Genomic DNA, 13,217 nt, shown 5'->3' with positions numbered 1-13,217 from the left:
CAGGGAAAACCTCTTTTGCGCGGGTGCGTGGCGCGCTAAGGAACGGCACAGGATCAGGAGACCGGCCCATGCCCCCCATCACCGACCATCCGCTGCGCTACGAGCTGACCAACGAGCTGCACGCGCGGCCCTTTCCCACACTGGCCGCGCCCTGCACGGCGATCTATCTCGCCGTCAAGCGCGAACAGGACGCGGCCAAGCGCGATCGCGCGGCCGATCTCGCGCATCTCACCGCGCTGCTCGACCGGTACGGCGCCAAGCATCCCCGGCCCGGTGCGACGCATTATTTCGGCGAGATCGGGCGGCACCGGCTCAAGTGGGAGAGCCATACCGAGATGGTGACCTACACGGTGTTCAGCGAGGGGGTGAGCGAGCGCCCCTTCGACCCGGCGGATTTCGACGTGTTCCCCGACGAGTGGCTGGCCGAGGCGCCGGGGCAGCGGATCACCTCGGCGATGATCCGGGTGGTGCCGTGGGAGAGCCGCGAGGGCGCGCGGACGGATATCGACCGCTGGTTCGTCCCGGAGAGCGTGGCGGTGGCACGGGTGCTCGACGATGCCGGCGTGATCGCCGGCGATTTCCGGATCGACCCGGCGGGGCATTTGCGGTTCTCACTACACGTAGCCCCCGAGACCGGGCAGCGGCGGATCGGGCGGATCGTGCAGCGGCTGTGCGAGATCGAGACCTACAAGACCATGTCGATGCTGGGCTTTGCCCGGGTGCGCGAGATGAGCCGCCAGATGGGCGAGACCGACAGCCGCCTGAGCCGCCTGGTGGGCGACATGACCGCCGGCAGCCAGCCCGCCGAGGACACGCTTGACGGGCTGCTGGAGGTGTCGGCGGAGCTGGAAGCCCTCGTTGCGAAATCCTCCTTCCGCTTCGGGGCGACGGCGGCCTACGAGCAGATCGTGCATCAGCGGATCGGGGCGCTGCGCGAAGAGCGGTTCAACGGGCGGCAGACCTTCTACGAGTTCATGATGCGGCGATACGATCCGGCGATGCGCACGGTGACGGCGACAAAGGACCGGCTCAAGGCGATGTCGGACCGGGCGATGCGGGCGGGCGATCTCTTGCGCACCGGGGTGGACGTGGAGCGCAGCGCGCAGAACCAGAGCCTGCTGGAGAGCATGGACCGCCGCGCTGACCTGCAACTGCGGTTGCAACGCACGGTCGAGGGGCTCAGCGTGGTGGCGATCAGCTATTACGCGGTGTCGCTGGCGGGCTACCTGCTCTATCCGGTGGCCGGCGTGATGGGGGTAAGCAAGGGCATGATCACCGCCGCCGTCACCCTGCCGGTGGTGGCCGCGGTGTGGTGGATGGTGCAGCGCATCCGCCGCAAGCTGCACTGACGCGTTGTCCTGAGGCGTTGCCATGCCAGGGCCGGGGGCGCATGATCGAAGGGCGAGACCCCAGGAGGAGATGCCGATGCCCTTTGCCGATTTCATCATGGATTTCCCGTCCCTCGATCTGCCCTTTCCCGAGGACGTGGTGCAGAGCCGCGCCGTCCGCTCGGAGCACGGGCTAAGCGTGTTCTTTACCTTTCTTCAGGACATGGTCCTGCCGCCGCACAGCCACGGCCCGCAATGGGGCACGGTGGTGGAGGGCGAGATCGAGTTCACCATCGGTGGCGAGACGCGCATTTATGGACCCGGCGACAGCTATGCCATCGGCGCGGGCGTCGAGCATGGCGCGAAGATCAAGGCAGGCACGCGGGTGATCGACGTGTTTGCCGAGCCGGACCGCTACCCGCTCAAAGGCTAGACGCGCAACCTGGGGCCGACGGCGCCGCGCCCGCTCAGCGCCACAGCCACGCGTGGCCCGCCAGCGCGCCCTGCGCCTTGGCCAGCAGCCGGTTCGCCGCCCCCGCGCGCGGCCCCTCCGCGTTCGTCAGCCGGTCGGCCACCACCTCCACCGGGCAGGGCAGGCCGGTGACCGGATCGCGGTAGCGCGGGTAGTCGATCAGGGTGGCGTGGACCAGCCCCTCGAGCGCGGGCCGGGCGCGGCGCCGCGCGGGCACCGGCCCGAGATCGCGGGTGAGGCCCCAGCCCGCGTAGAAGGGCACGCCGGTGGCGGTCACCCGCACCCCGCGCAACAGTGCCTCGAACCCCAGAAGCGAGGTCATCGTCCAGACCTCGGCCACCTGCGTCAGCAGCGCGGCGGGATCGGTGCCGGAGACCACCAGATCGGCGAGACCGTCGAGCGCCCCGGGCGGCACCGCGCCGGGGCGCAGCCCGGCCTCGACGTCGGGGTGCGGCTTGTAAAGGATAACCGCGTCGGGGTTGTCCGCACGCGCGCGGCGCAGCAGCTCGAGATTGGTGGCAATCGCGCCCGCGCCGAGCCGGATCGAGGCGTCATCCTCGACCTGCCCCGGCACGAGGATGCGGTGGCCGTCGGGCAGGGCGGGGGCGGGCGCGCCGAGGTTGTACTTGCTCAGCCCGTGATCCGTCAGCGTCGAGATGAGGGCGCGGGCACGCTGTACGTGATCGGCGCGCAGCGTCTCGCGCATAGCGATCAGCCGCTCAAACCGGCTTTCGCGGCCGGGATCGTAGTAGATGCCGAGATCGTCGAGCACCAGCGACAGGGGCGGCACCAGATCGGCCCCGAGCCCGCGCGAGCGCAGGAAGCCGTCCTCGACGTGCACCGCGGCCTCGGGGGCGTCCGTCTTTGCCGAGGCCCATACCATCGCCGGGCGGTCGCCGCGCGCGCGCCCGAAGATCACCCGCCGCTGGCTGCCGAAGAAGCGCTGGATCGGTGCTCGTTTCCACAGCCGCATGCCATGCGCGGTCCAGCCCCGGTGATCGTCGCGCCAGGCGCGGGTTTCGGCCTCGAACTGGTCGAGCGCGGTTTCCAGGTCGCAGAGCCGGTCGCGGCAGGGATCGTACCAGGTGGGGGCGAGGATCATCGCGCCGGCGAAGAGCTGTGCGCGGGTGAGGGTGCGGGTGCGCCGCGCGAAGGGTGTGGCGTGGCGGTCCTCGGTCAGCCCCCACCCGGCGTAGAAGGGCCGTCCAAAGACCTGCGGGCGGTGGCCCGCGAGGATCGCCTCGAACCCCATCTGCGACGACACGGTATAGACCGCCTGTGCCCCTTCGAGCAGCGGCCAGGGGCTGAGCGGCGCGGTGATCAGGCGCACGCGGCCGACGGCGTCCGCCGTCGAGAAATAGCCCCGTCGGTGGCCCTGGGCGGTCTCGGGGTGAGTCTTGATCAGGATGGGCGCGTTGGGGTGCTCTTCCTGCGCGAGGGCCAGCATCTCTTGAAAGGTGCTGGCATCCGCCCCGCCATGACGGACCGAGGCATCGCCATATGTCTGGTCGATCACCAGAACGTAGCCCGGATCGGGGCAGGGCAGGGCGGGATCGACGCCGGAATACTTGGTCAGGTGGCCCGCGCGCAGCCGCGCCATGGCGTCGCGCGCACGGTCCAGAAGCGGGGTGTCGTCGAGCGGGTGGCGCGCGAGCGTATCCTCGATATCCGAGGGCACGCCTGCATCGAAATGCACGCCCTGCCGATCGAGCAGAAGCCCCAGCGGCGGTGCACCGCTGCGCCCCGGCAGGACCGAGCGCAGGAATGCGTCCTCAACCCGCAGAAGCCCCGTGCCGGTACGGTTCGCCACCGCCTCGCCGCGCGCCGCGACCGGGCTCTTGCCCCAGACCGCCACGAGGTCCCCGGCAGACGGCCAGCCGAGGCGCAGGTCGTACCCGGCAAGGTGCAGGATGCGCCTTACCCGCCGCTGCCACAAGAACCCGCCGTTGAAATGGAAAACCCGCCGGGGCGTATCGGCCCCGGCGGGTGCGTCGCCCTGTTCTGGCGTCATACGTCGCCTTGCAGCGTGCTCGATGCGGTCGAGACCGAGCCGACCGCGCCCAGCGTGCCGGTGAGCGCCGAGATGACCTTGCTCCATTGCGCGAAGGGGGCCTCGGTCACGTAGATCGTATCGTCGTCGCGGATCGCGAAATCGCGGGCCATGAACATGCCGTTGGGTTGCGTGAGGTCGAGCACATAGACCATGCGCTGCGCGCCCACGAGATCGTTGCGGCCCAGCACCTGGTTGGCGATCTCCGCCGGTTCGTTGCGCAGCACGAATACGCCGGTGGGATCGGAGGACGCCACGCTCAACCCGCCGACCTGTGCCAGCCCCTCGAGCGCGCTCAGCGTCTGGGTCTCGAAGGTCACGCGCGCCTGCGCGCCGGTGGCCCCGAGCGCGGTGTAGGAGCGGGTGTCGGCCTCGACGAGAACGCGGTCGCCGGCGCGCAGGGCGATGTCGAATTGCGGATACTTGAACAGGTCCTGGAACCAGACCTTGGCGCGTTTCTCGCCGCGGATCACGGTGATCTGCGCGACCTCGGGCTTGATGGCGATGCCGCCCGCCGCCGCGATCATTGCCGAGAGCCGCCGCGTCGGCGCCTCTATCGGGTAGACGCCCTGCCCGGCGACCGCGCCGCTCACCGATACGGTCGAGCCGTCACCGGCCACGCGGCGCACCTCGACCTGTGGATCGGGGGTCTGCTGGTCGAGTCGCTCGGTGATAGCGCGGCGCACCCCCTCGGGCGTGTTGCCCGCCGCCCTGATGCGGCCGGCGTAAGGCACGAAGATGAAGCCCTGGCCATCGACCTGCACCTCTTCGAGGACGGTCTGGTTTGCGGTTGCCCCGGTCATCAGCCCGTCATCGACATTTTCCCAGATGGTGAGGCCGAGTTTGTCGCCAGCGCGGATCGTGTCCGAGCCGAGGAGCCCGGCATTGAGGAAATCCTCGGTGAAGCCGAGCGCCGGCTGCACGGCGGTCGCGCGGGTAACGCGGTCGTTCACCGTCACCACGAAGGCGTCGCCCTGACGCTGCACCGATCCGGCATAGATTTCGCGCTTGTTGGGGCCCAGTCGTGGCAGGCCGCACCCGGCTAGGAGGCTTGCCACCAGCAAGAGGGCGACGGGACGCGCCCATCGGGAGTGTCGGGGTGTCACTGCTCGGTCTCCTCGACCTGTTCTTGTTCTGCCTCGGTATTTTTCCCGGAACGCTATCGCAAGGGGCCTGAAAAATCCAGCTTTTCCTGTGGGCTGCCTCAGGGAACGAGGCGCAACTGTTGCCTTGGTGCCGCGGTGCCGCGGCTCAGCGCGTCGTAGGGATCGTCGGGTGCGAGCATCATGTCCACCACTTGCCGCAGCACCTGCCGCCGCCCGCGCGCCGAGTAGAACCCGCCGGGAAGCTGGCTGGTTTCCAAGAGGTAGCGGCGGTAATCGGCATAGGCGCGCCGGTCGGGGCGCTCGGCTCGGGCAAAGAATTCGGGCAGTGGCAGGGTCGAGACGAATTCGGGTTTGGCATAGACCGCCGCGCCGAAGGTGCGCAGGGGGATGCCCCGCCACAACACCTGCTGCCCGGCGGTGGAGTTGACGGTGACGGCGCTGCGCGCCTCGTCGAGAAGCGGCGCGAGCTTGCCGCCGCGCAGGAAATGCACCCGGCCTCTGAGCCCATGTTCATCCACCAGCCGACGCAGCGTGGCGCGGATGGGGGCGCGACCGTCCTCGAGCGGGTGCGCCTTGACCACGAGGTGATGATGCGGCGGTGCGCCCGCGGCAAAGCCCTTGATCACAACGTCGAGAAACTCGGTCATCGACGAGAACGGCGAGTGCGCCTGGAACGAGGCGTCGTGTTCGAGCTGCAAGAGCGCGACGTGATAGGGAAAGCCGCCGGTGCGGATGCGCCGTGTCGCAACGCGCCGTTCCAGCGCCAGGGCGGGCATGAACAGCAGGCGCCGCATGTAGAGCGCGAATTCAGCCCCCACCCCGATCGTGCGGTGCGGACGAAACCGGCGATAGCCCCGGTTCAGCGCCAGCACGCAGCCGTGATAGAGCGCGCCATAGAAGATGTGCTCGCGCATGTCGCCCCAGCTTGCGGGCGGCAGGGCGGTATCCATGTCCGAGGCGGCGAGGGCCGTGCGCATCTCGTCGATACCGAGATCCATCAGCCGCGAATGGCCGTTCGTGCCGCCGCGCTCGTAGGTGATCCAGTAGGGGCGCATGTAGCCCTCTTCGAACACATGCACCGTGATCCCCGCCGCGCGGGCGATGGCCACCGCCTCGGCATGGACGGGCCGCGTGTCGCCGTAGAGCACCAGATCGGTCACGCCATGCGCCGCGATCAGGCTGCGCAAGGTTTCGGGCCAGCGGTCAGGCGCCTCGCGAAAGGCGATGTAGCGACCGGCATCGGGCCAGAAGGCGCGATCGCCCGCGTTGAAGCCCACGCGCCGCACCTCGGCCCCCGACCGGCGCAGCATCTGAGCCAGCCGGTGAAAAAACGGCCCGTGCGGCCCCTGCAGCAACAGGAAAGAGCGCCCTATTCCGGTCAGCCCTGGCATTCCTGCATGTCCCCGCTCACTCTCGTTCCGGGGTTCTCGTAGCGGAAAATTCTGGCAAAAGTAAGCCTGCGGGTCGCTGGTTGGCTTGTCTTGGACCGGTCGGGGCGCTAGGCCGTTGGGGCAGGCCAGCGAAGGGAGCGGCGCGCATGTTCACAGGCATCATCACCGATATCGGCCAGGTTCGCGCGGTCGAGCAGCGCGGCGATATGCGCGCGCGGATCGCGACCGGCTATGACACCGGCACCATCGAGATGGGTGCCTCCATCGCTTGTGACGGCGTGTGCCTGACGGTGGTGGATCTCGGCCCCGACTGGTTCGATGTCGATATCTCCGCCGAGACGCAGTCACGCACCAACCTCTCGACATGGAAGGACGGGCGGCGCGTCAACCTCGAGAGGTCGCTCAAGGTGGGGGACGAGCTGGGCGGGCATATCGTTTCGGGCCATGTGGACGGGCTGGCCGAGGTGGTGTCGGTGGCCGCGGATGGCGACAGCACCCGCGTCACGCTGCGCGCGCCCGGGGATCTGGCGCGGTTCATCGCGCCCAAGGGGTCGGTGGCGCTCAACGGCACCTCGCTTACCGTCAACGAGGTCGAGGGCCGCGATTTCGGGATCAACTTCATCCCCCACACGCGGCAGGTGACGACATGGGGCGACGTGGCCGAGGGCGACATGGTCAATCTGGAGATCGACACGCTGGCGCGCTACGTGGCGCGGCTCGCCGAGGCGGGGTGAGGCGGGCGTCGGCTCACGCCTCGGCGGGCACCGCCGCGCGGTAGAGGTGCCAGGTGGCGTGGCCCAGCACCGGCAGGACGATCACCAGGCCAAGGAACAGCGGCAACGTTCCAACAAGCATCGCCACCGCCACGATCAGCCCCCAAGTGGCTGAAACGCGGGGGTTTTCGCGCACCACCTTGAGCGAGGTGAGCACCGCCACCGTCACGCCCGCGCGCCGGTCGATCAGCATGGGAAAGGCGGTGAGGCTGAGCGCCAGCACCATCGCGGCGAACACCGCGCCCACGCCCACGCCCAGCACGGTCATTGCCCAGCCGGGCCCCGTGGTCAGCACGTCCCCGAGGAAGCCCGCGACCGAGGTTGGCGGCTCGGGGCCAAGGGTGGCGTTGTAGATCACGCTCGCGGCGAACATCCACGCGAGGAACAGTATCATCAGCACCGCGCCCAGCACGATGACAGGCACGATGACCGGCGCGCGGATCACCGAGAATGCCGCGCCCCAGCCCGCGTGCCCGGTCGCTTCGCGCTGGCGGCTCATCTCGTAGAGACCGGTGGCGACCACCGGCCCGAGCAGCGTAAACCCTGCTGCCAAAGGGAAAAGCATCGGCAGGCGCGCCATGTGAAACGCGGTGAGCGCGAGCGCGATGCCGATGATCGGGTAGATCAGGATGAGAAAGATCACGTCGCTGCGCAGGGCGCCGAAATCCTCGATGCCGCGGCGCAGGGCGGTGCGCAGGTCGTCATTGGTCAGGCGGCGCACCTCGGGCGGGGTGTCGGCGTGGCCGCGCAGGGCTTCGGTCGCCTCGGCGGCGGTGCGCCCGGCGCCAAACGCGGCCTCGGCGGCCCAGCTCAGGGGGTTTCCGATGGTTCGGGTCATGGTGTCCTCCCGCTTGTTTTGCGACGCCGGATGCGGCGTTCTGCCACACCATGATAGCACGCAATGGCGCTTCGTCACACTCACGATCCGGCGACGGGCGCGGCGGCGAACCTGCAGGTTCGGGCGGCGAACCGCACGGTTCAAACCATGCTTTCGCCTTGCGGCGGGGCATGGTGCGCGGCATGGATCGGCGCACAGGACGCAGTCGCGGAGGCGGTAATGAAATTCTCGACGGTGACGGACCGGCTCGCCGGGCTGGGCGGGGCGAAGTGGCGGGTGCACGAGCGCGCCGCCGAAATGGCGCGCGCGGGGTGCGACGTCATCCGCCTGACCATTGGCGAACCCGACATCGCCGCGCCGCCCGCGCTGATCGCCGATGCGGGGGCGGCGCTGGCGGCGGGGCGCACGGCCTATTCCAACGGGCGCGGCGAGGCGGGGCTGCGCGCGGCGCTGGCGGCGCTCTACACCGCGCGGCGGGGCCGCGAGTTCACCCCCGAACAGGTGATCTGCCTGCCCGGCACGCAGACCGCGCTATTCGCCGTGATGGCGGCGCTGGTGGAAGCGGGCGACGAGGTGCTGGTGGGCGATCCGATGTATGCCACCTACGAGGGCGTCATTCGCGCCACCGGGGCCGGGATGGTGCCGGTGCCGCTGGACCCCGCGCGGGGCTTTTGCATGGACGCGGGCGACCTGGCCGCGCGGGTCGGCCCGCGCAGCCGGGCGATCCTGCTCAACACGCCGCACAACCCCACCGGCGCGGTGCTGACCGAGAGCGACATCGCGGCCATCGGTGCGGTGGCGCGGGCGCATGACCTGTGGATCGTGGTGGACGAGGTGTACGAGGACCTGGTGTTCGACGGGATGCGTTTCGTCTCGCCGCTCGCCGATCCGGCGCTGGCCGACCGGGTGATCGCGGTGTCGTCGATTTCGAAAAGCCACGCCGCGCCGGGGCTGCGCAGTGGCTGGTGCATCGGCCCGCAGGCGTTCATCGAAGCGCTGTTGCCGCTGGCGGAGGTAATGCTGTTCGGCAACCAGCCGTTCATCGCCGATGCCACCGAGGCGGCGATCCGGCGCGGATCGGAGGTCGCGGCGGGGATGCGGCAGCGCTATGCCGCGCGCGCCGCCGCGCTGGCCAAAACACTCGAATCCGGCAGCGGGCTGCGGGTGCACCGTCCGCAGGCGGGGATGTTCGCGATGGTCGATGTGTCGGCCACGGGGATGTGCGGGGCGGATTATGCCGACGATCTGCTGGCGGAGAGGGGGGTCGCGGTGATGCCCGGCGCGGCGTTTGGCGAAACGCTCGAATCGTGGGTGCGGGTGGCGCTGACGGTGGACGACTCGCGACTCATGGAGGCCGCCGCGCGGATGGCGGCCCATGCGCGGCTTCCCGCGTAAGGTCAAAGATGAACCTACATTTTCCTGATAATATCTCGGACTCTGCCGCCCTGCCCGAAAGGTGTGTGGTATCTGAGCCACAATTGCCGCGGGATGCGCGCGGGGCCGGGGGGCTTCGTTGACACCCGGGGGGGGATTGGCGCATTCCAATGCCCAAGCCGTGTCAATGACTGGTGCGGCGGAAATGAAAACCTGCTTATGAGGAGGGACACCCTTGAAAAAGCATCTTCTGAGCACCAGCGCGATCGCACTTGGCGTCGCAATGGCTGCCCCGGCTTCGGCCCAGGAATGGAACATGAAGTGGGGCGGTTTTGCCAACACCCACGTCGGTATCACTGACGTTTCCGGCACCGGCGTTACCGGTGCGGACTTCGACGGTGTCGATGTCTACACCAACTCGGAGATCATCTTCTCGCCGTCCGTCACGCTCGACAACGGCATGACCTTCGGTTTCAGCGTCCAGATGGAAGCCATGAACAACGGCGGCGGCGCTGTTGGCATCGACGAATCCTACGTCACCATCGAGAGCGATACTCTCGGCAAGGTCGTCCTCGGCTCCGAGAACTCGGCCGGCTACCTGCTGATGGGCTCGGTCTACACGCCCGGCGTGTCGTCCATGGCGATCAACTCGCGTTCGCTGTCGGCCTTCATCCCGGTCACCGGTTCGGGTGGCTTCCGTCAGGCGGCCCTGTCGTCGCTGACCGAGGTCGCTGGCAACAACGACGTGCAGCGCATCACCTACTTCACGCCGTCCTTTAACGGCCTGACCCTTGGTGCGTCCTACGCGGCGACCAGCGCCGGTAACACCACCAACAACTTCGGTGTGAACCGCAACGCGGTTGGCCCCGTGTTCGACATCTTCGACATCGGCGCCAAGTACAGCCAGTCGTTCAACGGTGTTGACGTTGGCCTCGCAGCCCGCTGGGGCACGGGTGACACGAACACCGTCGGCCGGTCGGATCCGACCACCTGGGGTGTTGGCGGCACGATCGGCGTCAGCGGTTTCACCTTCGGTGCAACCTATGCCGAGAACGACAACGGCTTTGCCGGCGGTGCGGGCGACCAGGAAGGCTGGAGCGTGGGCGCGTCCTACGACATCGCAGGCCCCTGGACCGTTGGCCTGAGCACCTACCAGGGTGAGACGAGCAACGGTGGCGGTGCCCCGAGCTCGGACTACGAGGCCTACCTGCTTGGTGCGTCGCGTAGCCTTGGTGCCGGCGTAAGCTGGGACGTCTACTACGCCTACATGGAAACCAACAACGGTGCCGTGGCCGGAAACCCGGGCATCGACGGCAACCTGCTGGCGACCGCAATCAACCTGAGCTTCTGAGCCAGTTGATCTGAAAAAAAGGCGGCGGGGGGTGACATTATCCCCCGCCGCTTTTATTTGTCCGGGTGTTATTTTCGCATCCCGGAAAACGGACGGTCCGCACCATGAAAAAAAGCATCGTCTGGATGGCGTCCTACCCCAAGTCGGGCAACACATGGGCGCGGATTTTCCTGGCCAATTACATCGCTAACGCGCGTGAGCCGGTGCCGATCAACAACGCGCATCTTGTGGCGATGGGCGACTCGATCACCAAGACCTATCGGATGGTGGCAGGTGGTCCGCTCGACGTGACCAATATCGACCAGACCCTGCAACTTCGCCCGCGGGTGCTGCGCGGGATCGTGGCGAACAATGCCGATATCAACCTCGTCAAGACGCACAACGCCCGCGTCACCGCGCGCGGCGTGCCGCTCATCCCCGACAGCGTCACGCGCTCGGCAGTCTACATCCTGCGCAACCCGCTCGACATGGTGCTGTCCTATGCGCGCCATTACGGGATGACGCCGGAAGAGGCGGTCAGCACTGTCAGCCACCCCGACAACGCCAACCCGCCCGACGAGGAGACGGTGACGCAGTTCATGGGCTCTTGGTCCGATCACGTGCGAAGCTGGACCGGCAAATCCGCCTATCCGGTGCTGGTGCTGCGCTACGAGGACATGCTGGCGGAGCCGCGTGCCTGTTTCGCGCGGCTGGTGCAGCATCTGGGGATGCCACTCGATGTCGAGCGGCTGGACCGCGCGATCCTGTTTTCCAGCTTCAAGGAGCTGTCGGAGCAGGAGAAGAAGCAGGGTTTCGTCGAGAAATCCGAGCAGAGCGAGCGGTTCTTTGCCAAGGGGCAGAAGGACCAGTGGAAGACCGACCTGCCCGCGCGGCTGGTCAAGAAGATGAAGCACGCGCACCGCAAGGTGATGACCAAATTCGGGTACCTGGAATGAACGATCTGCGGCGAATAATCTGGCTGGCGAGCTATCCCAAGTCCGGCAACACCTGGATGCGGTCGCTTCTGGCGCATTACTTCATGCCCAAGGGGCAGGCGCCGGACATCAACCATCTCAGCCAGTTCACCACCGGCGACATACGGCAGGATTTCTTTGACCGGGCGGCGGGGCGCGTCTATCGGGGCAAGACCTACGAGGACTGGATGGCGGTGCGGCCGACCGCGCTTCGGATGATCGCGGCGTCGAAGCCCAGCCACCATTTCGTCAAGACCCATTGCCAGCCGATCCGCATCCTGGGCAAGGATGTCATCCCTGCCGAGGTGACGGCGGCGGCGATCTACATGATGCGCAACCCGTTCGACCTCGCGCCCTCGTTCGCGCGGCACCAGGATTGCGATCTCGATACCGCGATCGACCGGATGATGGACCCGGACATGAGCAGCGGCACCGACACCGGCATCTTCGAGGCGCTGGGACGGTGGGACGATCATGTGCAGACGTGGACGACCGCGCCTGGCCTGCCGCGTCATGTCATCCGGTACGAGGACATGCTGCGACGGGGCGAGCGCGAGATGACCCGCCTGCTGGAGAAATTCCTGCGCGTCAAGGTGGACAAGGCGCAGCTTGCCTACGCGCTGCGCGAGACCAGTTTCGATGCGCTGAAGAAGCAGGAGAGCGAGGCGGGCTTTCGCGAGCGCCCGCCGCACATGCAGTCGTTCTTTGCGCGTGGGCAGGCCGGGGTCTGGCGCGAGGATTTGACGCCCGCGCAGGTGGGCCGCATCCGCGAGGCGTTCATGCCGGTGCTGGAAAAATGGTATCCAGAGATGCTGGAGGAGACCGCCGAATACGCGGGAGCCGCGTGAGGGCCGGATTTGGCATTCCGGCGCGCGATCCCCATGTCGGGGCAGACAACGGGACGACCAAGGAGGTTGCGATGATCCGATCCGCGATGACGTTCGCCGCGGCTGGCCTGCTGGCTGGCTGCACTGCCGCGACCGCGCCGCAGACCGTGGCCCGGCTGGGGGCCGACCCGGTGCTGTCGGGCGGCAGCTATGACAGCGGGGGCGGGATCACCGTGGCCATCGACCTGCGCGAGCGGGACGGGCGCACGATGGTCTGCGGGGTTTGGGCCGAGAGCCGGCAGCAATCCATCCTGACGAATAACAAGGCGAAGGGCGTGCTCGATACCGGCGCGGTGGCCGTGGGCGGCAAGACCGTCCTGCAGGGACTGCGGTTCATGAAGGAAGTGCCGCCGATGGCCGATTATGGTGGGCAGGAGGCGCATTGCGCCGTGACGTCGCGGGCCTGGCAGCCGGGCGACGCCGCGCGCCGCGCGGAGATCGGCATCCCGCGGCAGGTGGTGCATGTCGAGGACGACGAATTCGGCGGCACCTTCGCCGTGTGGTTCCGGCCAACCGGACCCGGCGCGGGCGGAGTGTAAGGCGGCAGGCGCGGGGGCTTTTGGCCTTGAGCGGACGTTCGGGTCTTGGTGCCAATGCGCGGAATCAAGGTGCTGAAAGCACCGCCGCGCAGCGCCCGACCGCCCCCTCGGGCGGGCGCTCCTCGACGTCGCAAATAGCTGTGATCATTGAAGTA

General features: G+C 68.0%; 12 protein-coding genes. 8 read left to right on the top strand and 4 right to left on the bottom strand.

From position 1 onward, the window contains the following. The first annotated feature begins 68 nt into the window (after positions 1-68). Together C6W92_RS10410 and C6W92_RS10405 are read left to right on the top strand one after the other, a co-directional pair. Positions 69-1,349: a DUF3422 domain-containing protein gene (locus C6W92_RS10410; RefSeq protein ID WP_129432901.1), complete on the top strand. Its 1,281-nt coding sequence runs from the start codon at positions 69-71 to the stop codon at positions 1,347-1,349. Between the two features lie 76 nt (positions 1,350-1,425). Further along, positions 1,426-1,761, top strand: a complete 336-nt coding sequence (locus tag C6W92_RS10405; RefSeq protein WP_129432900.1) for a cupin domain-containing protein — start codon at positions 1,426-1,428, stop codon at positions 1,759-1,761. Between the two features lie 34 nt (positions 1,762-1,795). Here C6W92_RS10405 and C6W92_RS10400 read toward each other — a convergent pair whose 3' ends face one another. The 3 genes from C6W92_RS10400 to C6W92_RS10390 all read right to left on the bottom strand — a co-directional run bounded on the left by C6W92_RS10400 (position 1,796) and on the right by C6W92_RS10390 (position 6,347). Continuing rightward, entirely contained in the window at positions 1,796-3,811 is a 2,016-nt protein-coding gene (locus C6W92_RS10400; RefSeq protein WP_129432899.1) for a capsular polysaccharide biosynthesis protein, read from the bottom strand. Then, entirely contained in the window at positions 3,808-4,956 is a 1,149-nt protein-coding gene (locus C6W92_RS10395) for a polysaccharide biosynthesis/export family protein (RefSeq protein WP_241691130.1), read from the bottom strand. Before C6W92_RS10395 ends, C6W92_RS10400 begins: the two co-directional genes overlap by 4 nt. 98 nt (positions 4,957-5,054) lie before the next feature. Then, positions 5,055-6,347: a capsule biosynthesis protein CapA gene (locus C6W92_RS10390; RefSeq protein WP_129432898.1), complete on the bottom strand. Its 1,293-nt coding sequence runs from the start codon at positions 6,345-6,347 to the stop codon at positions 5,055-5,057. Between the two features lie 146 nt (positions 6,348-6,493). Between C6W92_RS10390 and C6W92_RS10385 the strand changes: the two genes are divergently transcribed. Beyond that, positions 6,494-7,081, top strand: coding sequence for a riboflavin synthase (locus C6W92_RS10385; protein WP_129432897.1), 588 nt, complete (start codon positions 6,494-6,496; stop codon positions 7,079-7,081). 13 nt (positions 7,082-7,094) lie between these two features. On the opposite strand, the gene C6W92_RS10380 is transcribed toward C6W92_RS10385, so the two are convergent. Continuing rightward, on the bottom strand, positions 7,095-7,958 hold the full coding sequence (locus tag C6W92_RS10380) for a DUF2189 domain-containing protein (RefSeq protein ID WP_129432896.1): 864 nt from the start codon (positions 7,956-7,958) through the stop codon (positions 7,095-7,097). Positions 7,959-8,177: 219 nt separating this feature from the next. On the opposite strand from C6W92_RS10380, the gene C6W92_RS10375 reads away from it, so the two are divergent. From C6W92_RS10375 to C6W92_RS17710, 5 genes are all read left to right on the top strand, one after another. Beyond that, complete coding sequence (locus C6W92_RS10375) at positions 8,178-9,353, top strand: pyridoxal phosphate-dependent aminotransferase (protein ID WP_129432895.1); 1,176 nt, start codon at positions 8,178-8,180, stop codon at positions 9,351-9,353. A gap of 214 nt (positions 9,354-9,567) precedes the next feature. Next, positions 9,568-10,683, top strand: coding sequence for a porin (locus C6W92_RS10370; RefSeq protein WP_241691129.1), 1,116 nt, complete (start codon positions 9,568-9,570; stop codon positions 10,681-10,683). A 104-nt stretch (positions 10,684-10,787) separates the two neighbouring features. Then, positions 10,788-11,618: a sulfotransferase domain-containing protein gene (locus tag C6W92_RS10365; RefSeq protein WP_129432894.1), complete on the top strand. Its 831-nt coding sequence runs from the start codon at positions 10,788-10,790 to the stop codon at positions 11,616-11,618. After that, a complete protein-coding gene (locus C6W92_RS10360; RefSeq protein WP_129432893.1) occupies positions 11,615-12,484 on the top strand; it encodes a sulfotransferase domain-containing protein in 870 nt (289 codons plus the stop codon). Before C6W92_RS10365 ends, C6W92_RS10360 begins: the two co-directional genes overlap by 4 nt. 71 nt (positions 12,485-12,555) lie before the next feature. Next, entirely contained in the window at positions 12,556-13,062 is a 507-nt protein-coding gene (locus C6W92_RS17710) for a hypothetical protein (protein ID WP_164989215.1), read from the top strand. Positions 13,063-13,217: the final 155 nt, after the last annotated feature.

It is taken from the genome of Roseovarius sp. A46, from assembly GCF_004126395.1.
Taxonomy (GTDB): domain Bacteria; phylum Pseudomonadota; class Alphaproteobacteria; order Rhodobacterales; family Rhodobacteraceae; genus Roseovarius; species Roseovarius nitratireducens.
This window is presented reverse-complemented; position numbering and strand designations above follow the sequence as displayed.

Bases quoted from the DNA above. Each gene is read 5' to 3' on its own strand.
- C6W92_RS10400 (WP_129432899.1), bottom strand. From the start codon at position 3,811: ATGACGCCAGAACAGGGCGACGCACCCGCCGGGGCCGATACGCCCCGG.
- C6W92_RS17710 (WP_164989215.1), top strand. From the start codon at position 12,556: ATGATCCGATCCGCGATGACGTTCGCCGCGGCTGGCCTGCTGGCTGGC.
- C6W92_RS10410 (WP_129432901.1), top strand. From the start codon at position 69: ATGCCCCCCATCACCGACCATCCGCTGCGCTACGAGCTGACCAACGAG.
- C6W92_RS10405 (WP_129432900.1), top strand. From the start codon at position 1,426: ATGCCCTTTGCCGATTTCATCATGGATTTCCCGTCCCTCGATCTGCCC.
- C6W92_RS10380 (WP_129432896.1), bottom strand. From the start codon at position 7,958: ATGACCCGAACCATCGGAAACCCCCTGAGCTGGGCCGCCGAGGCCGCG.
- C6W92_RS10360 (WP_129432893.1), top strand. From the start codon at position 11,615: ATGAACGATCTGCGGCGAATAATCTGGCTGGCGAGCTATCCCAAGTCC.
- C6W92_RS10365 (WP_129432894.1), top strand. From the start codon at position 10,788: ATGAAAAAAAGCATCGTCTGGATGGCGTCCTACCCCAAGTCGGGCAAC.
- C6W92_RS10375 (WP_129432895.1), top strand. From the start codon at position 8,178: ATGAAATTCTCGACGGTGACGGACCGGCTCGCCGGGCTGGGCGGGGCG.
- C6W92_RS10390 (WP_129432898.1), bottom strand. From the start codon at position 6,347: ATGCCAGGGCTGACCGGAATAGGGCGCTCTTTCCTGTTGCTGCAGGGG.
- C6W92_RS10385 (WP_129432897.1), top strand. From the start codon at position 6,494: ATGTTCACAGGCATCATCACCGATATCGGCCAGGTTCGCGCGGTCGAG.